The following is a 21,007-nucleotide window of genomic DNA, read 5'->3' as shown; positions in this document are numbered from 1 at the left end:
CGATGGGGGTTTACCATGAAACTTTTCAAAGTGGCAGTTATTGCAGCAATCGTAGTTTCTGGCAGTGCTTTCGCAGGTGCGGTACCACAATTTGGCGGCGGCCACGGTGGTGGCTGGGGTGGCGGCAATAACGGCCCTGACTCAACCCTGAGCATTTACCAGTACGGCGGCGGTAACTCCGCGCTTGCTTTGCAGACGGACGCCCGAGATTCTGAATTGACCATTACCCAGCACGGTGGCGGTAACGGCGCAGATGTTGGTCAGGGCTCTGATGACAGTTCTATCGATCTGCTGCAAAAAGGCTTTGGTAACAGCGCCACCATCGACCAGTGGAATAGCAAAGACTCTGTGATCAACGTGAAACAGTTCGGCGGCGGCAACGGCGCGGCGGTAGACCAGACAGCGTCCGGCTCAACGGTGACTGTGCACCAGGTTGGCTTTGGCAACAACGCGACCGCACATCAGTACTGATTCAATTCTGTACCAAAAAACAGGGCATGTGCCCTGTTTTTTTTCGGGAGGATCTCATGAGCACCTTCATTCTCCTTGCTGCGCTTGCCAGCCAGATAACGTTCAGCACCTCACAGCAGGCAAATATGACAACCATTATTCCTCAGGTCACGCTGGCAGACGCCTGCGAATGTCAGGTTGAGGTGTTATCTGTCCGACAGGGGCAAGCGGGACAAAGTACATCGCGGCAGAAAAATACTCTTTTTATACCCGCTAATCAGCCGATTGATTTAACGCGAATCAGTTTAAATATTCGTTCAGGGGATGCGGTAAAAATAATCGTCACCGTTTCCGATGGAAAATCGCTTCATTTATCACAGCAGTGGAACGCACCGGTAAGTACGCTTTAATAATTCATGAAATCAATGATTTAATAAAGTGGCGGCGCTGCACAGGTAAGCTATGCTGATATCAAGAACCCAGTCATCGGGTTGCTTAAATTGATACGTCATAACGGAGCGTTTTTACCCCTCAAGGACGAATTTCATTGAGGAGTACAAATAATGTTCAAATCCGCAGCGTGTATTATTTCTGGTCTGGGACTGATCCTGTCCTCTTTTTTATCTCCGGCTTATTCAGCAACTATAGAAAATGGTGGGGTGATTCATTTTCGTGGCGCGGTGGTCGCTGACCCGTGCGAAGTCACGCCCCGGCATCAGCAGTTTGCGATCTCCTGTCCGGAAAATAACCGTATGAAAACGCATACCATCAGTTATGACGAGGCGCTCCGGGGCCATCATCCTCATTCAGCTCTGGCCGCTGTCAGCATGAAATACCTGAATGAACAGAAAACGCTTGCGGTCGTTCAGGTCGATTACCGATAACCGACGTTTTTTTCACGGCAGTTTTTCTCCTTCTCCCTCTGCGATACACTGATGAAAAAGGCGGGTTGCAGAGGGTGTTTATGAGACCGCAAATCGACGTTATTCATGGCGATATCACGACGGTACACGTTGACGTGATCGTCAACGCAGCCAATTCCTCCCTGATGGGTGGGGGCGGGGTGGACGGTGCCATTCACCGGGCCGCAGGCCCTCAACTCCTTGAAGCATGCAAAACCGTGCGTCAGCAGCAGGGAGAGTGCCCGCCGGGGCATGCTGTTATTACGCTTGCAGGCGATCTCCCGGCCAAAGCGGTGATCCATACCGTTGGACCCGTCTGGCACGGTGGCGACCGCCATGAGGCTGAGATTCTGGAGCAGGCGTATCGGAACTGCCTGCGGCTTGCGGCGGATAACGGGTATAAGACCATGGCGTTCCCCGCCATTAGCACCGGCGTGTACGGTTATCCAAAGGAAGCGGCAGCTACAATCGCCGTGAATACCGTTTATCACTACCTTTCCCTCAAACCCATGCCGGAAAAAGTCATTTTTGTCTGTTTCGATGAGCACACCGCCGACCTGTATCAGCGGATTTTGACCGCGCGCAGCCAGGCATTTTGATGTCTGAAGTGCAAAAACGGCGCCCTGGAGGCGCCGTTTTGTTATCCCGCTTTAACCTGAGGTTTGCCTGAGAACAGGAAACGCAAAAGCGGGATCCGCAGATGGATTTCATACAACACGATGGCAATGCCAACCACAAAGACCAGGCCGGTGAAGAAGCCCAGCGCATTCGAGGCGATATGCGGCGTTATGTACGCCCCGAAAAACAGCGTCAGCGGATGGTGAACCAGGTAGATAAACAGCGAAGCATTAACGAAATAGGTGACGCGACTGGATTTAAAATTCAGCAGACGATGGCCAAGGGCGAACACCACGTTAACCATCCACAGGCCCATCAGCATCGTTATCACGCTCTCTGTCTCATACATCCACGCGTCCCCGCTGCCATAGCGCTGATTGAGAAGATAGGCGGCAAAGGCCAGCGCAGCACCCACCGCACACCAGGGGGAGGGGGTGGTAAACAGCGCTTTAAGCCGGGGATGAATAAATGCCAGCGCCCCAATCAGGAAGAAGGGAATGTAGAACAGGGTCTGCATCACCACGAAATTAAACAGCCCATCGCTCAGAATGGGAGGGTAGACAATGAGCAGGGTACGCCTGACGGCGGCATACGCGACCCCCAGCGCAAGAAACAGCAGAGACAGCTTGCCCAGGGTGATGTTGGCGAAGAAGGTCGAGGATGCGGTGCTCGCGCGCTGGCGCAGCTGGCTGAAGATCAACAAACTCACCGTGGTTAGCACCACCAGTACCAGCAGGAACCAGAGGTGGGAAATCAGCTCCCAGACCAGGGTATTGTATTTCTCATAGAAGGAGAGATTCGGCCAGTTTTCCGCCTTGCCTTTAACATGCTGCAACATGATGAACTGCGGCAGCGTCAGCAGCGGAATGGCCGTCAACATCGGTATGCCCACGCGCTCCACGCGCACTTTCCACCATCGTTTGAGGGGATAGCGCAAGAAGAGCATGTAAGAGAAATAACCGGAAATGACAAAAAACACCTGCATGCGGAAGGCATGGATAAAATCATTAAACAGCGTCAGCCACCAGGAGGGCATCTGGCTGTTCACGTGCCAGGTGTGGCTGGAATAGATCAGTGAAATATGAAAAGGGATCCCCAATAGCATGAGCCATGCGCGGATCGAGTCGAGGAAATATTCACGTTGTACAGGGGTTGTGCTCATATAACTTTGCGCATTCTCAGACTTTTCGCCTTATCCCTAAGGCTCATAATGGTTACATTCGGAGCCAACCCTACACCAAGACCGACACCCTGTCTCCAGGATAAGCACGCAAAGTGAAAAGCGGGTTCTTTCATTTGCTTAATCCATGAGCCAGCGAGCTGAACAAAGCAGTGATAATGTTGTCGGATTGCCTGAGTTTCCATTAAAATGGATCGGATCGATATAAGCACACAAAGGGGGAAGTGCTTACTTATTATGAAACATAAACCACAAATGATGAAAATGCGTTGGTTGGGTGTAGCAGTGCTGTTGTCACTGTATACCTCATCTGCACTGGCCTTTAACATCGATGATGTCGCAAAACAGGCTAAATCGATGGCGGGCAAGAGCTACGAAGCGCCAAAAAGTAACCTGCCCTCCGTTTTCCGCGACATGAAATACGCGGACTATCAGCAGATCCAGTTCAATCACGATAAAGCGTACTGGAACAATATTAAAACCCCGTTCAAGCTTGAATTTTACCACCAGGGTATGTACTTCGACACGCCGGTTGCCATCAACGAAGTGACGGCGACCGCGGTACGCAAAATCAAGTACAGCCCGGATTATTTCAATTTTGGCGATGTGCAACACGATAAAGACACGGTAAAAGACCTCGGCTTCGCAGGCTTCAAGGTGCTTTATCCGATTAACAGCAAAGATAAAAACGACGAAATCGTCAGCATGCTTGGCGCCAGCTACTTCCGCGTGATTGGCGCGGGGCAGGTGTACGGGCTTTCTGCGCGCGGTCTGGCAATTGATACCGCGCTGCCATCAGGTGAAGAATTTCCACGTTTTCGCGAGTTCTGGATCGAACGTCCAAAACCAACCGACAAACGTCTGACAATTTATGCGCTGCTGGACTCCCCTCGTGCGACAGGCGCTTATCGCTTCGTGATCATGCCAGGGCGTGACACGGTGGTTGACGTACAGTCTAAAGTTTACCTGCGCGATAAAGTGGGCAAACTGGGCGTCGCGCCGCTGACCAGCATGTTCCTGTTCGGGCCGAACCAGCCCTCTCCGGCGACCAATTTCCGTCCTGAACTGCATGATTCCAATGGCCTCTCCATTCATGCGGGTAACGGCGAGTGGATCTGGCGTCCGCTGAACAACCCGAAACACCTCGCCGTCAGCAGCTTTGCGATGGAAAACCCGCAGGGCTTTGGTCTGCTGCAACGTGGCCGTCAGTTCTCCCGCTTTGAAGATCTGGATGACCGCTACGATCTGCGTCCAAGCGCCTGGGTTACGCCGAAAGGCGACTGGGGTAAAGGCAAGGTTGAGCTGGTTGAAATTCCAACTAACGATGAAACCAACGATAACATTGTGGCGTACTGGACACCGGATCAGCTGCCGGAAGCCGGTAAAGAGATGAACTTCAAGTATGCGATCATCTTCAGCCGTGACGAAGACAAACTGCACGCACCGGATAACGCGTATGTAATGCAGACGCGTCGTTCGACGGGTGACGTGAAGCAGTCCAACCTGATTCGTCAGCCGGATGGCACGCTGGCATTTATCGTGGACTTCACCGGGCAGGATATGAAAAAACTGGCCCCGGATACTGCCGTGACGGCACAGGCCAGCATTGGCGATAACGGTGAAATCGTTGAGAACGCCGTGCGTTACAACCCGGTCACCAAAGGGTGGCGTTTGACCCTGCGCGTGAAGGTGAAAGATCCGAAACAGACCACTGAAATGCGCGCCGCGCTGGTCAGTAACGATAAGCCGCTGAGTGAAACCTGGAGCTATCAGCTACCTGCCAATGAATAATACATCTGAATATATTGATGCCATGCCGCTGACGGACATTGAAAAAGCGGCACTCCCTGCGAGCGACATCCGCGCGGTTCACACCGCGCTGGATGGTGAACATCGTCACTTTTCCCGTGATGATGATACGCCGCTGGGGTCAGTGAAGGCACGTCTGGAGCAGGCATGGCCGGACTCGCTGGCAGAAGGGCAGCTAATCAAGGATGACGAAGGGCGTGACCAGCTACAGGCGATGCCGAAGGCCACGCGTTCCTCCATGTTCCCCGATCCGTGGCGCACCAACCCGGTGGGCCGCTTCTGGGATCGCCTGCGTGGGCGTGACGTGACGCCGCGCTATCTGTCACGTCTGACCAAAGAACAGCAGGCATCCGAGCAGAAATGGCGTACCGTGGGAACGATTCGTCGTTACATTCTGCTGCTGCTGACGCTGGCGCAGACGGTTGTCGCCACCTGGTACATGAAAACCATTCTGCCGTACCAGGGCTGGGCGTTGATTAACCCTGCTGACATGATTGGCCAGGATATCTGGGTCTCCTTCATGCAGCTGCTGCCGTATATTTTACAGAGCGGCATTCTTCTGCTGTTCGCGGTGCTGTTCTGTTGGGTCTCCGCCGGGTTCTGGACGGCGCTGATGGGCTTCCTGCAACTGCTGATGGGGCGTGACAAATACAGCATTTCCGCGTCGACGGTCGGGGATGAGCCCCTCAATCCTGAGCATCGTACCGCGCTGATCATGCCTATCTGTAACGAAGACGTTGACCGCGTATTCGCCGGGCTGCGTGCTACCTGGGAGTCCGTGAAGGCGACCGGTAACGCGGCGCATTTCGACGTCTATATCCTGAGCGACAGCTACAATCCGGATATCTGCGTGGCGGAGCAAAAAGCCTGGATGGAACTGATTGCCGAGGTGCAGGGCGAAGGGCAGATCTTCTACCGTCGTCGTCGTCGTCGTGTTAAGCGTAAGAGCGGAAACATTGATGACTTCTGTCGTCGCTGGGGTAACCAGTACAGCTACATGGTGGTACTGGATGCAGACTCCGTGATGAGCGGCGACTGCCTGAGCGGGCTGGTCCGTCTGATGGAAGCCAACCCGAACGCGGGAATTATTCAGTCCTCGCCAAAAGCGTCCGGTATGGACACGCTGTATGCGCGCTGCCAGCAGTTTGCGACCCGCGTCTACGGGCCGCTGTTTACTGCCGGTCTGCACTTCTGGCAGCTGGGTGAATCCCACTACTGGGGCCACAACGCCATTATCCGCGTGAAGCCATTCATCGAGCACTGCGCCCTGGCGCCGCTGCCGGGTGAAGGGTCGTTTGCCGGGTCCATTCTGTCGCATGACTTTGTGGAAGCCGCGCTGATGCGTCGTGCAGGGTGGGGAGTCTGGATTGCCTACGATCTGCCTGGCTCGTATGAAGAGCTGCCGCCGAACCTGCTGGATGAGCTCAAACGCGACCGCCGCTGGTGTCACGGTAACCTGATGAACTTCCGCCTGTTCCTGGTGAAAGGGATGCACCCTGTTCACCGTGCGGTGTTCCTGACGGGCGTTATGTCCTATCTGTCTGCGCCGCTGTGGTTTATGTTCCTGGCGCTCTCAACCGCGTTGCAGGTTGTGCATGCCCTGACGGAGCCGCAGTATTTCCTGCAACCGCGCCAGCTGTTCCCGGTGTGGCCGCAGTGGCGTCCGGAGCTGGCGATCGCGCTGTTCGCGTCGACCATGGTGCTGCTGTTCCTGCCTAAGCTGCTCAGTATCATTCTGATCTGGTGCAAAGGTTCGAAGGAGTACGGTGGTTTCTGCCGCGTGACCCTTTCACTGCTGCTGGAAGTGCTGTTCTCGGTCCTGCTGGCGCCGGTGCGTATGCTGTTCCATACGGTGTTTGTGGTGAGCGCGTTCCTGGGATGGGAAGTGGTGTGGAATTCACCGCAGCGTGACGATGACTCTACGCCGTGGAGTGAAGCCTTTATGCGCCACGGCTCTCAGCTGCTGCTGGGCCTGGTGTGGGCCGTTGGTATGGCCTGGCTGGATCTGCGTTTCCTGTTCTGGCTTGCGCCGATTGTGTTCTCGCTGATCCTGTCGCCGTTTGTATCGGTGATCTCCAGCCGTTCCACGGTGGGCCTGCGTACCAAACGCTGGAAGCTGTTCCTGATCCCGGAAGAGTATTCTCCGCCGCAGGTGCTGGTGGATACCGATACCTATCTGGAGCAGAACCGCAAACGCACGCTGGATGATGGCTTTATGCATGCCGTGTTTAACCCGTCATTCAACGCGCTGGCAACCGCGATGGCGACGGCGCGTCACCGCGCCAGCCAGGTGCTGGAGATCGCCCGCGATCGCCACGTTGAGCAGGCGCTGAACGAGACGCCAGAAAAGCTTAACCGCGACCGTCGTCTGGTGTTGTTGAGCGATCCGGTGACGATGGCACGGCTTCACTACCGCGTGTGGTCCTCTCCGGAGAGATACTCTTCGTGGGTGAACTACTACAAGGACGTGAAGCACAATCCGCTGGCCCTGAAGGCGAAGTAAGTTGTTAAGTAGGGCGGGTAAGCGAAGCGCCACCCGCCAAATAAAATACCGGCTTAATCGCCGGTATTTTTTTAGAGGTCAGAAATGAAAGTAATCATTGTCGTCATGATGGCATGCCTGCTCAGCGGTTGCGGCAGCATTATCAGCCGCACCATCCCCGGGCAGGGCCACGGGAATCAGTACTACCCCGGCGTACAGTGGGATGTCCGTGATTCCGCATGGCGCTATCTCACCGTGCTCGATCTGCCGTTTTCTCTGATTTTCGACACGCTACTGCTGCCCATCGATGCCAGCCACGGCCCCTACGAGTAGCGGTGACTTATCGCTCGTCCCATTCGTCCGCTGCGGCCTGACCCTCTTCGGTATCCAGCGGCGGTTCGAGCTGAAACTCACCTTCGTCCCATTCGTGCAGCGTATTTTCTTCCAGCCACTCCTGACGTAACTCAATTTCGTCATAGTCGCCGTCGAATACCGCCTGCGCACCTTCACCACTGAGTATCGGCAGACATTCACCATCTTCACCTTCATCAGCAAAGAATTCGGCCTGCCACATAATATCGCCGTCCTGTAGGACGTATTTTTGGATATTGAGTTGTTGCACGTCAGCATCTTCTTCCTCAACGCCGGGATTATCGGCGAGGAACTCTTCGCGAGCGGCATCAATTGCTTCTTCCAGCGTGGCGTACATGGTCATTGGTGTCTCCCTGTTTTTCGTGAAGGTATTCAGGGAAAGAATAGCTGATTATGTGATTTTGCAAGTATGAATGCGAAAATTAGCCGTCACGATGTGGTCTTATTCGCGCCGGGCGTAGCGCCCGGGATAAGCTGAGCCACGAATAAACGGCGTTGAACAGCACGACGCCTGCCGTCACGATAAAGACCGCCCGGAAACCGAAGCTGGCCGAAATCCCCGCGCCAACCAGCGGTCCGGTGACGTTACCCAGATCGCGAAACGACTGGTTATAGCTGAAAATACGACCGGCTATCTGGTTGGTGGAGTTATAGACCAGCAGCGTCTGTACAGCCGGGAGTAGCGCACCATCCGCAGCCCCCAGCAGGAAGCGCAGGACGCCGAGCTGCCACGGAGACTGCACCAACGCCATGGGGATCAGCAGCAGGACGGAGACGATCAGGGCGCAGATCAGGATCTTTTCCGGGCCGATACGGTCTCCCAGCTTGCCGAGCCGCGGCGCGCTCAGTAGCGCCGCCACGCCGGGAACAGAGGCGATTAGGCCGCTGATAAAGGCGATATTGCTGACGTTTCCCGCCAGGTCGCGTACGTAGAGCGTCAGTATAGGCGCGATTGAACCGGTGGCCACCTGGATAATCATGGTGGTTACAAACAGGCTCAGCACCAGCTTTGGGTTTTTCAGCGAGGCCAGCACATCCCGGGCGTGCAGCATCTCTTTTTTGGCCACGGGCGTGAAATTCTCGCGGATACAGATAAGCGTCACCAGGAAGCAGAGGAACAGCACGCTGGCGGTAATGAAGAATACCGGCCGCAGTCCGTAGTGGTCGGCCAGCAGCCCGCCCGCCAGTGGGCCCAGCAGTGCGCCGCTTACGCCGCCAGTGGATAGCGTGCCCAACGCCCAGCCGCTTTTCTGGCGCGGGATTTGGGTGGCGATCAGGGCGTTGGCGTTAGGGATAAATCCCCCGAGCAGGCCCAGAAGCGCGCGTAGTATCAGGAACTGCCAGACATTCTGCGCCACCCCCATCAGCAGCATAATGATCGCCATGCCGAGCGCGGAGCGCAGCAGCATAATTTTGCGGCCTTTGCGATCCGCCAGCCCACCCCAGAAAGGCGACGCAATGGCGGAGAACAGGAACGTAATGCTGAACACCAGGCCGGACCACATATTCAGGGCGCTATGTCCGGTGACGCCGAGCTGTTCAACGTAGAGGGGCAGGAAGGGCATCACCAGGCTAAAGGCGGCGCCAGTAAGAAAACAACCCAGCCACGCAACCGTCAGGTTACGTTTCCAGTTTATGGGAGCATCTGTGGGGGACATAACTATCCGCATAATGAGGTGCAGGGCACCGTGAACAGTGAGGTAATAAGCCTGCTAATTATGCGCCCGGGGTATGATTGCCGCAATGACGGGGAGCTTTTAAAGCTAAAACAACATGCGGCCCGGAAGGCCGCACGCAGGTTAATACCGGGAAGGGACGCCCTGAGGCCGGGTTTTAAAGCGGCGATGCAGCCACATGTACTGCTCCGGCGCGAGCATAATGCATTTCTCGACAACGCCGTTCATCCAGCGGGCGGTGGTTTCTGCATCAATCAGCGGTGGCGCGAGTTCCGGCTCCAGCATGATGAGCTGATAGCCTGAACCGTCTGGTTTACGGCGCGGCACAAACGGCACGATAGCCGCTTTGGACATCCGCGCCAGCATCCAGGTCCCGGTGGTCGTCGCTGCATCTTCCACCGCAAAGAACGGGACAAACACGCTGGATTGCGGGCCATAGTCATGATCCGGGGCATACCAGACCACTTCACCTGCTTTCAGGGCGCGGATCATCCCTTTCAGGTCTTTGCGATCGATCATGCTTTTATTGGAGCGCATGCGTCCGTTGGTCTGGATCAAATCGATCACCGGATTATCGTTAGGACGATAAACGCCTATACCCGGCGCCTGCATGCCGAACATGCGCGCGCCAATTTCGAGCGTCAGGAAATGAACGCCAATCAGCAGGACGCCAGTCTGGTTGGCCTGAAGAGTATGCACCGGCTCCATGCCGGTCCCGGCCACTTCCGTCCAGCGCGCCATGCGTTTATCCGACCAGAACCAGGCCATACCGGTCTCCATCAGCCCCATGCCGACAGATTCGAAGTTTTTAATCACCATGTCGTGGCGCTCAGATTCACTCATCTGAGGAAAACAAAGCTCAAGGTTACGATACGCGATCCTGGCGCGACGCTTCATAAACTGCTGAGCAATGCGGCCCAGTCCTTTACCCATGCGGAAAATGACGGGATAAGGCAGCTGTACAATTAGCCACAACAAGCCAATGCCTGACCATGTTAACCAATAGCGGGGATGCAAAAGCGCGGCAGTAAATTTCGGTAACTGGGTCATGTCTGTCCTGTGTTCTAACGTCCTGAAAGGATATTGTCTCATTTTTTAAGGCATAGCCAAAATGTCTGTCATCGAAACATGAAAGAATATGCAAATGTTAAGTCTGATTAATCAGGTTGACTGAAATGTAGCGTAAATTGTGTGGATGTAAATTGTCTTTGTTTGCTATATCATGCCGACCGATTTTTATTTCTCAACGATTGCAGGACTTGTACACCATGCCAGTGTTACACAACCGCGTTTCGAATGAGATGTTGAAAGCGCGTATGTTGGCCGAAACCGAACCGCGCACAACGATCTCTTTCTATAAGTATTTCACCATCGATGATCCCCAGGCGACCCGCGATGCGCTTTACCAGGCTTTTACCGCCCTGAACGTGTTTGGTCGCGTCTATCTGGCGCGTGAGGGGATTAACGCGCAGATCAGCGTGCCGGAAAGCAAGGTCAGCGCCTTCCGCGACCTCCTTTACGGGTTTGATCCGGCGCTTAACGGCTTACGCCTGAACATTGCGCTGGATGATGACGGTAAATCATTCTGGGTGCTGCGCATGAAGGTGCGCGAGCGTATTGTGGCGGATGGCATTGACGATCCGAGCTTCAATGCCGCTAATGTGGGGGAGTACCTGAAGGCCGCTGAAGTGAACGCGATGCTCGACGATCCGGATGCGGTGTTCATTGATATGCGTAACCACTACGAATATGAAGTGGGGCACTTCGAGAATGCGATGGAAATCCCTGCCGACACCTTCCGCGAGCAACTGCCAAAAGCCGTTGAGATGATGCAGGAGCATAAAGACAAAAAGATCGTTATGTACTGCACCGGGGGGATCCGCTGTGAAAAAGCCAGCGCCTGGATGAAGCACAACGGGTTTAATAAAGTCTGGCACATTGAGGGTGGGATCATTGAGTATGCCCGTCGCGCCCGTGAGCAGGGTTTACCGGTGCGTTTTATCGGTAAGAACTTTGTGTTTGACGAGCGTATGGGCGAGCGAATTTCAGAGGACGTGATCGCGCACTGCCACCAGTGCGGTACGCCGTGCGATACGCATACCAACTGCAAAAACGACGGATGTCATCTGCTGTTTATTCAGTGCCCTGCATGTGCCGAGAAGTTTAATGGCTGCTGTAGCGAGCTGTGCAGTGAAGAGAGTATCTTGCCTGAAGAAGAGCAACGTCGTCGCCGTGCCGGACGCGAGAACGGGAATAAGATCTTTAATAAATCCCGGGGCCGACTGAATACCAAACTGGGTATTCCGGACCCGGAGTAAAACACTGCCCGGCGGCGCGAAAGCCTGCCGGGCCTGTTTTATGACTTCTGCTGAACGCCTTCCACCGAAATAATCAACTCAACATCCTGCGATGCCGGGCCTAAATCCGTGGTGATATTAAAATCTTTCAGATGAATTTTGCCTGCGGCTTCAAAGCCAGCACGTTTGCCACCCCACGGATCGTCGCCCTGTCCAATTAATTTGGCATCCAGTGTGACCGGTTTTGTTACGCCGTTCAGCGTCAGATTACCGGTAATAGCGAGCTTATCACCGTCTTTCTTCACCTCTGTCGACGCGAAAGTAGCTTGCGGGAATTTGCCCACGTTCAGAAATTCAGCGCTGCGCAGATGTTTATCACGCTCGGCGTGATTAGTGTCGACGCTGTTGGTATTAATGGTGACGTTCACTTTATCGGCAGCAGGGTTTTTCTCGTCGAAAGTAAATGTGCCATCGAAATCATTGAATGTGCCATATAACCAGCTGTAACCCAGATGCTGAATACGGAAATTGACAAAGGCATGCTGGCCCTCCTTATCAATTTTATAGTCAGCGGCAATGGCCGAACCGGTGGTAAATAGCAGCGAACCTAATGCGATACCCAACAGGCGTTTTTTCATTTTATGCTCCAGAGTCAACTGACGAACGGCCAAGCATGCGCTTCAGCGTATCGTCTTTATCAATAAAGTGATGTTTCAGGGCCGCAAGGCCATGCAGGACAGACAGGATCACCACGCTCCATGCCAGCCACAGATGAACCACACCTGCGGTGTCAGCCTGTGAACCGGCGTCAGCCAGCGTGGCTGGGACGTCAAAAAGCCCAAACACGCTGATCGGTTTACCGTCTGCGGTCGAAATAAGATAGCCGCTGATCAGAATGGTAAACAGCAGGGCATAGAGTGCGATATGTGCGCCAACAGCGCTTATGCGGGTAAGTCGGCCATGGCTTTTGGGTGCTGGAGGGGGCGGAGAGATATGTCGCCAGATCACGCGAAAAACCAGACCCATCATCAGCAGAACCCCAATGCTTTTGTGCAATTCGGGGGCCTGATGATACCAACCGTCATAATAGCTTAATGTCACCATCCACAGGCCGAGACCAAACATGGCATAGACGGCAAGTGCAAATAGCCAGTGTAAACACATGGATATTATTCCGTAGCGACGGGAGGAGTTACGCCATTGCATATGAATTTCCGTTCTCAAATGACTGAGCAATAAAAATGGACGGGTTAAATAAATAATGCAACTGAAAAAAATGAATAATGTTTTTTATTTAATTTATTTCAGCGAATTTGAATGTGTTTCCGCAATGTATTTCAATCGCTTCGTTCAATAAATTTGAGGTGACGTTTTTTAAAAAATATAAGTTAAATGAATTTAAAGGAGTGTCAATAAACGTCAGCGAGAATTTTCAGAAGAATACAATATAGATAACGTCAATGATCGCCAGCAGCGACCAAAGAACAATGTAGAGCATGAAATGCTCGCGGATGTTATTGATAAGGTAATTCACCAGTCTGCGCATCATGCCCCTCTCGCTAAACAGGCCCCGGTTATTCGGAGCCTGTAGAGGTATTATCGGTTAAAGCGCGAGAGCGCGAAGGGCTTGAGATCAAACGAAGGCGCGATCCCCTGCGCAAACTGGGCGGCGATTTCACCTAACACAGAGGCAAATTTAAACCCGTGACCGCTGAGCCCGGTTACGAGCAGGGTGTTATCGTGTCCCGGCAGGGTGTCGATGATAAAATCTTCATCCGGGGTGTTGTCGTAGGTGCACGCTGCGCCGTAAAGCAACCCGCCTACGCCCGGCAGGATATTACGCAGGAATGTGAAGGCTTCGGAACCATCCTGCGGATAAGCACCGTAAGGCTTGCGTTCTTCCGCAGAGGAAATTACCTGCCCGCCGTTATGTTTGCCAATCTTGAGCGCGTCTTTTTCCGAGGGAAAACCGTAGAACTGGTCGCCATTGGGTAACTCGCCTGTAAACGCCGGGAATTTGTTCTGGCTGCTGTAACGCCCGTCAGACTGGAACCAGGAGAAGACTTTTCGCACCGGCTGGATGGGCAGGTCCGGCAGCAGTTTCGTCACCCACGTTCCCGCACTCACCAGCAGACGCGTGGCGGTATATTCACCTTCAGAGGTGGTGACGGTTGAACCCTCTGCATGGTGGGTGATGCCCGTGACCGGACAGTTGAACAACTGCGCGCAGCCCGCTTTGGCGGCGAGATCAATCCAGGTCTTAATGGCCGTTTCGCTGTGCAGCACGCCAGAGTTGGCTTCAAACAACCCAATGTAGTCGTCAGGGACAGAAATTTCCGGCCAGCGCGCCATGATGCCGTTTGCATCCAGACGCTCGACGTCCAGGCGGTAGGCTTTCGCGCTCTCCTCGACGGTCGCCAGAAACGTGGAGCTGGCTGGCCCCAGGTTAACGACCCCGGTGCGCTCAAAAATGCGATCTTCGGTGAGGGCGGTCAGCTCATCCCACAGCGTCTGAGCCCGAAGCACCAGCGGTACATAACGTTCACCTTCACCGTAAGCGTGACGGATCAGACGGGTATCGCCGTGATGGCTTCCTTCAGAGTGGGGGGGAAGGTGGGCGTCAATCATCAGCACTTTCAGACCCGCCTGCGTGGCGTAATAACCGGCGGCAGATCCTACGGAGCCGCTTCCGATAATGATTAAATCGTATTTCATAGGCTTCTCTTTACTAACGCTTTGTTAGCAGAGTAATTAACTAAGTGGGCTTATACAAGAGCGAAATAAATAAGGCACCGCGAGGGTGCCTGTTGAGTGAAAAGGGGCATAAGGTCAATGCCGTTTATACTCATTTTCCTGATAGTCGCCAGATTCTATTTTTGCGATGCCTGCTTCTAAAATAGAGATAAACTGACGGGCGACGTCTGTTGTAAGCCACAGCGTCTGTCCAACTTCCGCTTCATCACGGTTTTGCTGATTTGGGGTCTGGTAGTGCAAACGCAGCATCAGCGCATCGTAGCTGTCTACGGTGCTGATATCCCAGCCAACAAGCGGATGGGTCTGGATGACTTCACTATTCTTTTCCATTATAACCCCCTTAATGCGTGTTAGAAGACAACGACTTTGAGGTTCAATGCATGTTTTTCTGAAAGCAATTTCAGTATATCAATTAATAAGGGTTCAGAAGGAAAAAATAAACGGGTAGCAACACATTTTTATGCTTTTTAGGATTGTTCGAACAATAAAACGCCATCTTGTTCACGATTTTCTAAGAAGATGCTGAAATATTTTGAACTTTCAGGAGACGAAACGAAAAAAAGCCGGGGCGACCCGGCAAAAAAACACAATGAGGGAGCAAATTTTAATCAGTGATGAACCAGTCGTCGGCGCTTTCCCATGTTTCCTGCAAAATTTCGCTGATGCGTTCTTTGTCTTCTTTCGCGCCGCCGATGACGGAAAGATGGTTTGCTGTCGCATAACGTACCGTTACGGCACCATCGTTTTCAGGAAAAGTGCTGTTAATACGTCGGGATAGTTCACCCGCCAGAGCGTCGAGTGCGCCAGCAGGCAGGACGGTGGATTTGGCTATGGTGACTTCGATACGCATAAATGCCCCCTGTGTAATATACTGTTTATTTATACAGTTATATTGTCGGTTTGACAACAGGGGGCGCGATTTTTTTAGCGTTTTACCGTCCAGTTTACGGTTTCACCGGCCAGGAAGGGGATCAGCGTATCGTCGGTGAGCGCAATCGACGCTTCAACCTGGCTTTCTTTGCGCTCCAGCTCAATGAACGTGTCATTAACCGGCAGACCGTAGAAACGCGGGCCGTTAAGGGAGCAGAAGGCTTCGAAATGGTCTAACGCATTCATCTCTTCAAACACGGTTGCGTAACTTGCCAGGGCGGTCGGGGCGTTAAAACAGCCTGCACAGCCGCAGCTCGCCTCTTTACGGTGACGGGCATGCGGGGCGGAATCCGTGCCGAGGAACGCGCGCGGGAAGCCGCTGGCGACCAGCTCACGTAGCGCCTGCTGGTGGATGTTGCGCTTGAGGATCGGCAGACAATACAGATGTGGGCGAACGCCGCCCACCAGCATGTGGTTACGGTTAAACATCAGGTGCTGCGGGGTGATGGTGGCGGCAATCAGCTCGTTTCCATCCCGGACATACTCTGCGGCATCTTTAGTCGTAATGTGTTCAAACACCACTTTCAGCCCCGGAAGACGCTGGCGCAGCGGCTCCATGACCGTTTCGATAAAACGTGCTTCGCGATCGAAAATATCAATGTCAGCGTGGGTCACTTCCCCGTGCACCAGCAGCGGCATGCCCAGTTTTTGCATACGCTCCAGAACAGGCATGATGGCATCAATACTGGTCACCCCATGGCTGGAGTTGGTGGTGGCATTCGCCGGGTAGAGCTTCGCGGCGGTGAATACACCTTCGTTAAACCCGCGCTCAACTTCATTCGGATCCAGCGAGTCCGTCAGGTAGCAGGTCATCAATGGGGTAAAATCGTGTCCGGCCGGAACGGCGTCAAGGATACGCTGGCGATAGGCAATCGCGGCCTCGACGGTAGTGACTGGCGGAACCAGGTTAGGCATAACAATCGCACGGCCATAAATTTCGCTGGTATACGGCACGACGGTTTTCAGCATGTCGCCATCACGAAGATGGATATGCCAGTCGTCTGGGCTGCGGATTTTGAGAACCTGGGATTGTACAGTCATGGAAGCTCCGGCTTGAAAGAGATCAGTCATAAGAGGGCTGTTTTTGCCGGACACAAATCATAAGCGGAAACGTTTTCGTTTGCACACTATTCCGTTAAAAAAAACGGGCGCCTGAGCGCCCGGAGTGTTTAGTCGGTGAAAGGGATGATGATTTCACCCGGTTTCACCTCTATCCCTTTGGCATATTTTTTCGCCAGAGATTCGCCTTTGCTCTTGTCTTCGCTCAGAACATAGGCAGGCTGTTGGTTAAAGTAGTTCTGCAACGACTGGTTGAGATACGGCATCAGCGTTTGCAGCACCGGTTTCATTTTTTCCGGCGTCACAACTGCATCGACGATTTCCATCTCTTGCAGGAAAATGGCCCCTTTCTCTTTATTAAAGACCGGCAGCGCCTTGAGCTTCAGCTTGATATCCGCTTTCTGATTGCCGAAGAGCGAGGTCATATCGAGGCTGGCATCGCCGGAAAGGGTGACTTTGTTAGGCTCCTCGCGCCCAATCTGGCTGGCGAGATTCGTCAGGACGATATGCGCATCCGCAAGGCCGGGCACGCCGATATCTTTTGAAAAGTTATTATGTTTTTCCAGCGCCTGATTAATTTCCTGCTCACTGACGGTGTACTGCGTAAGCTGGTTACATCCCACCAGCAGACCACTGACAATTAACGCAGCGGCAATAACGATCTTTTTCATGGCGTTCCTCAACATAAAATCGGCGCATCTGTCCTGATACGCCAGTATGTCAGGGTGATCCAACAGAAACCAGCAGAAAAAACTGATAGTGAAAGAGGGTCAGGCGCCAGGCTCCAGCATCCCGCGGGTGCTGCGTTTATCACTGAACTGCCACCAGAGGGCAATCAGCGTCATAAAGCCGACCATGCCGAGCATGACCCACGGCAGCTCCGGCTGATGGAGCGCTTTTCCGGCATCAAACAGCCAGCCGCCACCGGTGTAACCCAGTGCGCCGCCAAGCGCCAGCCCGAGACGGCTGAAGCCCATGTAGCTGCCGCGGGCCCGGGCGTCGGCAAGTGACGCGCTCAGCGTTTCACGGGCTGGCTCGGCAATGATTGAGCCAATATAGAAGGTGCAGATGAGCATAAACAGTTGCTGAAGCGAACTCACCAGGCCGATGGGCATCATGCTCAGCGTCATCAGCAACAGCCCGGCCATCAGACGGTGCTCAAGCCGGAAACGGCGCTCGCTCCAGCGGGCAATCGGATAGAGCAGCGTCAGAGAGAGGCTGGCCTCAATGGCATACATCCATTTCACCGCTGCCGGCGTGCCGGCAATATCGTTAACCATAATGGGCAGCATCAGCATGACCTGCACGGCGAGCATGTAGTAGCCGGTCAGGGTTAACACATAGGTGACGAAGCGTTTATCGCTCAGCACGCGGTCAAGCCCTTCCCGCACAGGCGCCTTCACCGTCGACAGCTTCCACGCGGGCAGAAACAGACCGTTAAACAGCGCGCAGAGAATAAACAACACCGCGCCGGTGGCGCAGACCAGGCGGAAATCGTATTGCAGCAGCCAGCTTCCCAGCAGGGCGCCCACCACCGCGCCAGCGCTGTCCTGCATCATCAAAATGGAGAAGAAGCGCCCCCGGTGTTGCGGACGGATAAGCTTAACCACCAGCGCGGTACGCGGTGGGTCGAAAAGGGTGCCGCCAATCCCGGAAAGGAAACAGGAGAACCACAGCAGCCAGGGTTCATGAGCGATTGCCATGGTGGCGAATCCCGCCGCACGTAACAGCATGCCGGTGACGATCATCGGTTTCGCGCCGAAGCGGTCGGCTATTGCGCCGCCAAACACGCCCAGACCCTGTTGTACAAACTGGCGTAGACCCAGCGCGATCCCGACCATCAATGCCGCCCAGCCCATTTGATCGACAAAACGAATCGATATAAGCGGAAAAACGACAAAAAAGCCGAGCACGACCAGCATGTTATCGACGAGCAGGAAATATTTACCCAGGCTCCTGGCCTGTGATACGCGGGACATTTTCCCTCCAGGGAAAATAAAAGGTGAGCACGCTAACATTCTGCGGTGTCGCCGGGCTTTTTCCCATACCCGCTGGCGACAATATTTTTTTATCAAAAAGGTGCTTTGATAGAGAGTTCTCATCGAAAAATGTGAAAAGCGATCAAAATGGTATGTCACTGTTTTCACAGAAGGCACAGGCGCAGGTATAGTAAAGCTAACAGGCAGAGCAGAAGCGACGGGAAGGAGTGGTAACGATGTTTGGCTATCGCAGTAATGTGCCAAAAGTGCGTCTGACGACGGACAGGCTGGTCGTTCGTCTGGTGCATGAGCGTGATGCCTGGCGTCTGGCGGATTATTACGCCGAGAATCGCCAGTTTTTAAAACCCTGGGAACCCGTTCGGGACGAGAGCCACTGCTACCCCTCTGGCTGGCAGGCGCGCCTCAGTATGATTGCGGAATTTCATAAACAGGGAAGTGCGTTTTATTTCGCGCTTCTCGATCCGGAAGAGAAAGAGATCGTTGGCATTGCCAATTTTTCAAACGTGGTACGCGGGTCGTTTCACGCCTGTTACCTCGGGTATTCCATCGGTCAGAAATGGCAGGGGCAGGGGCTCATGTTTGAGGCGCTGACGGCGGCGATTCGCTACATGCAGCGCACGCAACATATCCATCGCATTATGGCCAACTACATGCCGCACAATAAGCGCAGCGGCGATCTGCTGGCCCGCCTGGGGTTTGAGAAAGAGGGCTATGCCAAAGATTATCTGCTGATTGACGGCGAGTGGCGGGACCATGTGCTCACCGCGCTCACCACCCAGGAGTGGACCGCGGGTCGTTAAGGAGAAAAAATGAAATATCAGTTAAATGGCGCCGAAGCGCGCGTGGTCGGCTGCCTTCTGGAAAAGCAGGTCACCACGCCGGAACAGTATCCTCTGTCCGTGAATTCCGTCACGATGGCCTGCAACCAGAAGACGAACCGTGAGCCGGTGATGAACCTTGGCGAGCACGAGGTGCAGGATATCCTTGATGAGCTGGTGAAGCGCCACTACCTGCGCATCGTCAGCGGCTTCGGTAATCGCGTCACTAAATATGAACAGCGCTTTTGTAATTCCGAATTTGGCGATTTAAAACTCAGTGCCGCGGAAGTGGCAGTGATCACCACGCTGCTGCTGCGCGGGGCGCAGACGCCGGGTGAACTGCGCACGCGCGCCTCCCGCATGCATGAGTTTCAGGATATGCAGGACGTTGAACAGACGCTGGAGCGATTAGCCTCACGCGAGGACGGTCCTTACGTGGTGCGTCTGCCACGCGAGCCGGGCAAGCGTGAAAGCCGCTACATGCACCTTTTTAGCGGCGACGTTGAGCCCTCTGCGCTGGCCGTAGAATCCGACACGCCAGCATCAAACGACAGCCTGAACGCGCGCGTGGCGGCCCTGGAAGACGAGGTTGCCGGGCTGAAGCAGCGTCTGGATGCGTTACTCGCACATCTGGGAGATTAATCGTGACAACATTACGCATTGGTGTTGTGGGGCTGGGAGGGATCGCGCAAAAAGCCTGGCTGCCCGTTTTAGGCGCCGCGTCCGACTGGACGCTGCAAGGGGCGTGGTCGCCCACCCGCGAGAAAGCAGAGCGCATCTGCAAAACCTGGCGCATCCCTTATGCCGGTTCGCTACAGGATTTAGCCCGTGAATGTGATGCGATATTTGTGCATACCTCAACCGCGACGCACTACCAGGTGGTGAGCGAGTTGCTGAACGCAGGCGTTCACGTCTGCGTGGATAAACCCCTGGCGGAAAATGTACAGGATGCTGAACGACTGATTGAGCTGGCCGCGCGTAAAAAGCTGACGCTGATGGTCGGCTTCAACCGCCGTTTTGCGCCGCTCTATCAGCAGCTTAAAGCGCAGTCCGGCTCGTTCGCCTCTCTGCGTATGGATAAGCACCGTACCGACAGCGTGGGGCCTAACGACCTGCGCTTCACGCTGCTGGATGATTATCTCCACGTCGTGGATACGGCCCTGTGGCTGAGTAACGGAAAAGCCCAGCTGCAAAGCGGCACGCTGCTGACCAACGAGCAGGGTGAGATGGTTTACGCCGAACATCATTTTGCCGTTGAGCATTTGCAGGTGACGACCAGCATGCATCGTCGGGCGGGCAGCCAGCGCGAGTCCGTGCAGGCCGTTACGGATGGCGCGCTGTATGACGTCACCGATATGCGAGAGTGGCGGGAAGAGAAGGGCAATGGCGTGGTCGCGTTACCGGTTCCCGGCTGGCAAAGCACCCTGGAGCAGCGTGGCTTTGTGGGCTGCGCGCGTCACTTCATCACCTGCGTGCAGAATCAGACGGTTCCTGAAACGTCCGGGGAGCAGGCTATTCTGGCGCAGCGCATTGTGGAACGACTCTGGCGCGAAGCCATGTCGGAATAACGCGTTGTAACATCTGCCGATAGTAATTCGTTGAAATCCGGTTAGACTAAGCGCCGCTTGTTGGCTTTGCCGGGTGGCGCTAACGCTTGCCC

Annotated in this window: 24 protein-coding genes; 11 read left to right on the top strand and 13 right to left on the bottom strand. The window is 54.3% G+C overall.

Features of this window, described 5'->3' with window-relative positions; genetic code table 11:
* Positions 1-15 precede the first annotated feature (15 nt).
* The 4 genes from csgA (at position 16) to ymdB (ending at position 1,951) form a co-directional block, all read left to right on the top strand.
* A complete protein-coding gene (csgA, locus tag SK58_RS15590) occupies positions 16-471 on the top strand; it encodes a curli major subunit CsgA (RefSeq protein WP_003858043.1) in 456 nt (151 codons plus the stop codon).
* A gap of 56 nt (positions 472-527) precedes the next feature.
* Entirely contained in the window at positions 528-860 is a 333-nt protein-coding gene (gene csgC / locus SK58_RS15585) for a curli assembly chaperone CsgC (protein ID WP_017384752.1), read from the top strand.
* Between the two features lie 153 nt (positions 861-1,013).
* A complete protein-coding gene (locus SK58_RS15580; protein WP_017384751.1) occupies positions 1,014-1,334 on the top strand; it encodes a type 1 fimbrial protein in 321 nt (106 codons plus the stop codon).
* Positions 1,335-1,414: 80 nt separating this feature from the next.
* Entirely contained in the window at positions 1,415-1,951 is a 537-nt protein-coding gene (gene ymdB / locus SK58_RS15575; RefSeq protein WP_015570849.1) for an O-acetyl-ADP-ribose deacetylase, read from the top strand.
* 41 nt (positions 1,952-1,992) lie between these two features.
* Here ymdB and mdoC read toward each other — a convergent pair whose 3' ends face one another.
* The gene (gene mdoC / locus SK58_RS15570) at positions 1,993-3,132 is read right to left on the bottom strand and encodes a glucans biosynthesis protein MdoC (RefSeq protein ID WP_017384749.1); all 1,140 of its coding nucleotides are present in this window, start codon (positions 3,130-3,132) and stop codon (positions 1,993-1,995) included.
* Between the two features lie 255 nt (positions 3,133-3,387).
* Here mdoC and mdoG point away from each other — a divergent pair, with 255 nt between their 5' ends.
* The 3 genes from mdoG to SK58_RS15555 all read left to right on the top strand — a co-directional run bounded on the left by mdoG (position 3,388) and on the right by SK58_RS15555 (position 7,774).
* On the top strand, positions 3,388-4,941 hold the full coding sequence (gene mdoG / locus SK58_RS15565) for a glucans biosynthesis protein MdoG (protein WP_048220184.1): 1,554 nt from the start codon (positions 3,388-3,390) through the stop codon (positions 4,939-4,941).
* Positions 4,934-7,462 (top strand): glucans biosynthesis glucosyltransferase MdoH, encoded by a 2,529-nt coding sequence (gene mdoH / locus SK58_RS15560; RefSeq protein ID WP_048220183.1) that lies wholly within the window; start codon positions 4,934-4,936, stop codon positions 7,460-7,462. The genes mdoG and mdoH overlap by 8 nt, the downstream gene beginning before the upstream one ends.
* An 84-nt stretch (positions 7,463-7,546) precedes the next feature.
* Positions 7,547-7,774, top strand: coding sequence for a YceK/YidQ family lipoprotein (locus SK58_RS15555; RefSeq protein WP_003858030.1), 228 nt, complete (start codon positions 7,547-7,549; stop codon positions 7,772-7,774).
* 7 nt (positions 7,775-7,781) lie between these two features.
* Here the strand turns inward: SK58_RS15555 and SK58_RS15550 are convergent, their stop codons facing one another.
* The 3 genes from SK58_RS15550 to SK58_RS15540 form a co-directional block, all read right to left on the bottom strand.
* The gene (locus SK58_RS15550) at positions 7,782-8,156 is read right to left on the bottom strand and encodes a MysB family protein (protein WP_015570844.1); all 375 of its coding nucleotides are present in this window, start codon (positions 8,154-8,156) and stop codon (positions 7,782-7,784) included.
* A 79-nt stretch (positions 8,157-8,235) separates the two neighbouring features.
* Positions 8,236-9,471, bottom strand: coding sequence for a multidrug efflux MFS transporter MdtG (mdtG, locus tag SK58_RS15545; protein WP_017693650.1), 1,236 nt, complete (start codon positions 9,469-9,471; stop codon positions 8,236-8,238).
* A gap of 141 nt (positions 9,472-9,612) precedes the next feature.
* Entirely contained in the window at positions 9,613-10,539 is a 927-nt protein-coding gene (locus tag SK58_RS15540) for a Kdo(2)-lipid IV(A) acyltransferase (protein WP_017693649.1), read from the bottom strand.
* A gap of 218 nt (positions 10,540-10,757) precedes the next feature.
* Between SK58_RS15540 and SK58_RS15535 the strand changes: the two genes are divergently transcribed.
* On the top strand, positions 10,758-11,807 hold the full coding sequence (locus SK58_RS15535) for an oxygen-dependent tRNA uridine(34) hydroxylase TrhO (protein ID WP_015570841.1): 1,050 nt from the start codon (positions 10,758-10,760) through the stop codon (positions 11,805-11,807).
* Between the two features lie 38 nt (positions 11,808-11,845).
* Here SK58_RS15535 and SK58_RS15530 read toward each other — a convergent pair whose 3' ends face one another.
* From SK58_RS15530 to mdtH, 9 genes are all read right to left on the bottom strand, one after another.
* On the bottom strand, positions 11,846-12,424 hold the full coding sequence (locus tag SK58_RS15530; RefSeq protein ID WP_017384744.1) for a YceI family protein: 579 nt from the start codon (positions 12,422-12,424) through the stop codon (positions 11,846-11,848).
* Position 12,425: 1 nt separating this feature from the next.
* Positions 12,426-12,992, bottom strand: a complete 567-nt coding sequence (locus tag SK58_RS15525) for a cytochrome b (protein WP_017693648.1) — start codon at positions 12,990-12,992, stop codon at positions 12,426-12,428.
* A gap of 226 nt (positions 12,993-13,218) precedes the next feature.
* Positions 13,219-13,332 (bottom strand): YceO family protein, encoded by a 114-nt coding sequence (locus tag SK58_RS15520; RefSeq protein ID WP_003858014.1) that lies wholly within the window; start codon positions 13,330-13,332, stop codon positions 13,219-13,221.
* 50 nt (positions 13,333-13,382) lie between these two features.
* Positions 13,383-14,501 (bottom strand): N-methyl-L-tryptophan oxidase, encoded by a 1,119-nt coding sequence (solA, locus tag SK58_RS15515; RefSeq protein WP_017693647.1) that lies wholly within the window; start codon positions 14,499-14,501, stop codon positions 13,383-13,385.
* A gap of 114 nt (positions 14,502-14,615) precedes the next feature.
* Positions 14,616-14,870, bottom strand: a complete 255-nt coding sequence (gene bssS / locus SK58_RS15510) for a biofilm formation regulator BssS (RefSeq protein WP_015570838.1) — start codon at positions 14,868-14,870, stop codon at positions 14,616-14,618.
* 274 nt (positions 14,871-15,144) lie between these two features.
* On the bottom strand, positions 15,145-15,390 hold the full coding sequence (gene dinI / locus SK58_RS15505) for a DNA damage-inducible protein I (protein WP_003858011.1): 246 nt from the start codon (positions 15,388-15,390) through the stop codon (positions 15,145-15,147).
* A 74-nt stretch (positions 15,391-15,464) separates the two neighbouring features.
* The gene (pyrC, locus tag SK58_RS15500; protein ID WP_048220182.1) at positions 15,465-16,511 is read right to left on the bottom strand and encodes a dihydroorotase; all 1,047 of its coding nucleotides are present in this window, start codon (positions 16,509-16,511) and stop codon (positions 15,465-15,467) included.
* Between the two features lie 128 nt (positions 16,512-16,639).
* The gene (locus tag SK58_RS15495; RefSeq protein ID WP_017384739.1) at positions 16,640-17,200 is read right to left on the bottom strand and encodes a lipoprotein; all 561 of its coding nucleotides are present in this window, start codon (positions 17,198-17,200) and stop codon (positions 16,640-16,642) included.
* Positions 17,201-17,299: 99 nt separating this feature from the next.
* Complete coding sequence (gene mdtH, locus SK58_RS15490; protein WP_023303422.1) at positions 17,300-18,508, bottom strand: multidrug efflux MFS transporter MdtH; 1,209 nt, start codon at positions 18,506-18,508, stop codon at positions 17,300-17,302.
* Positions 18,509-18,744: 236 nt separating this feature from the next.
* Between mdtH and rimJ the strand changes: the two genes are divergently transcribed.
* Genes rimJ through SK58_RS15475 form a run of 3 tightly spaced genes read left to right on the top strand, consistent with a single transcriptional unit; the run spans position 18,745 to position 20,915 of the window.
* Positions 18,745-19,329 (top strand): ribosomal protein S5-alanine N-acetyltransferase, encoded by a 585-nt coding sequence (gene rimJ, locus SK58_RS15485; protein WP_003858007.1) that lies wholly within the window; start codon positions 18,745-18,747, stop codon positions 19,327-19,329.
* Between the two features lie 9 nt (positions 19,330-19,338).
* Positions 19,339-19,989 carry a YceH family protein gene (locus SK58_RS15480; RefSeq protein WP_048220181.1) on the top strand — a complete coding sequence of 217 codons (651 nt, stop codon included), beginning with the start codon at positions 19,339-19,341 and terminating at the stop codon, positions 19,987-19,989.
* 2 nt (positions 19,990-19,991) lie between these two features.
* On the top strand, positions 19,992-20,915 hold the full coding sequence (locus SK58_RS15475) for a Gfo/Idh/MocA family protein (RefSeq protein WP_048220180.1): 924 nt from the start codon (positions 19,992-19,994) through the stop codon (positions 20,913-20,915).
* The last annotated feature ends 92 nt before the right edge of the window (positions 20,916-21,007 follow it).

This window comes from Enterobacter sp. BIDMC93, assembly GCF_001037805.1.
In the GTDB taxonomy this organism is placed as follows: Bacteria; Pseudomonadota; Gammaproteobacteria; order Enterobacterales; family Enterobacteriaceae; genus Enterobacter; species Enterobacter hormaechei_C.
The sequence above is the reverse complement of the archived record's forward strand: the minus strand, read 5'-3'. Positions and strand labels throughout refer to the sequence as shown.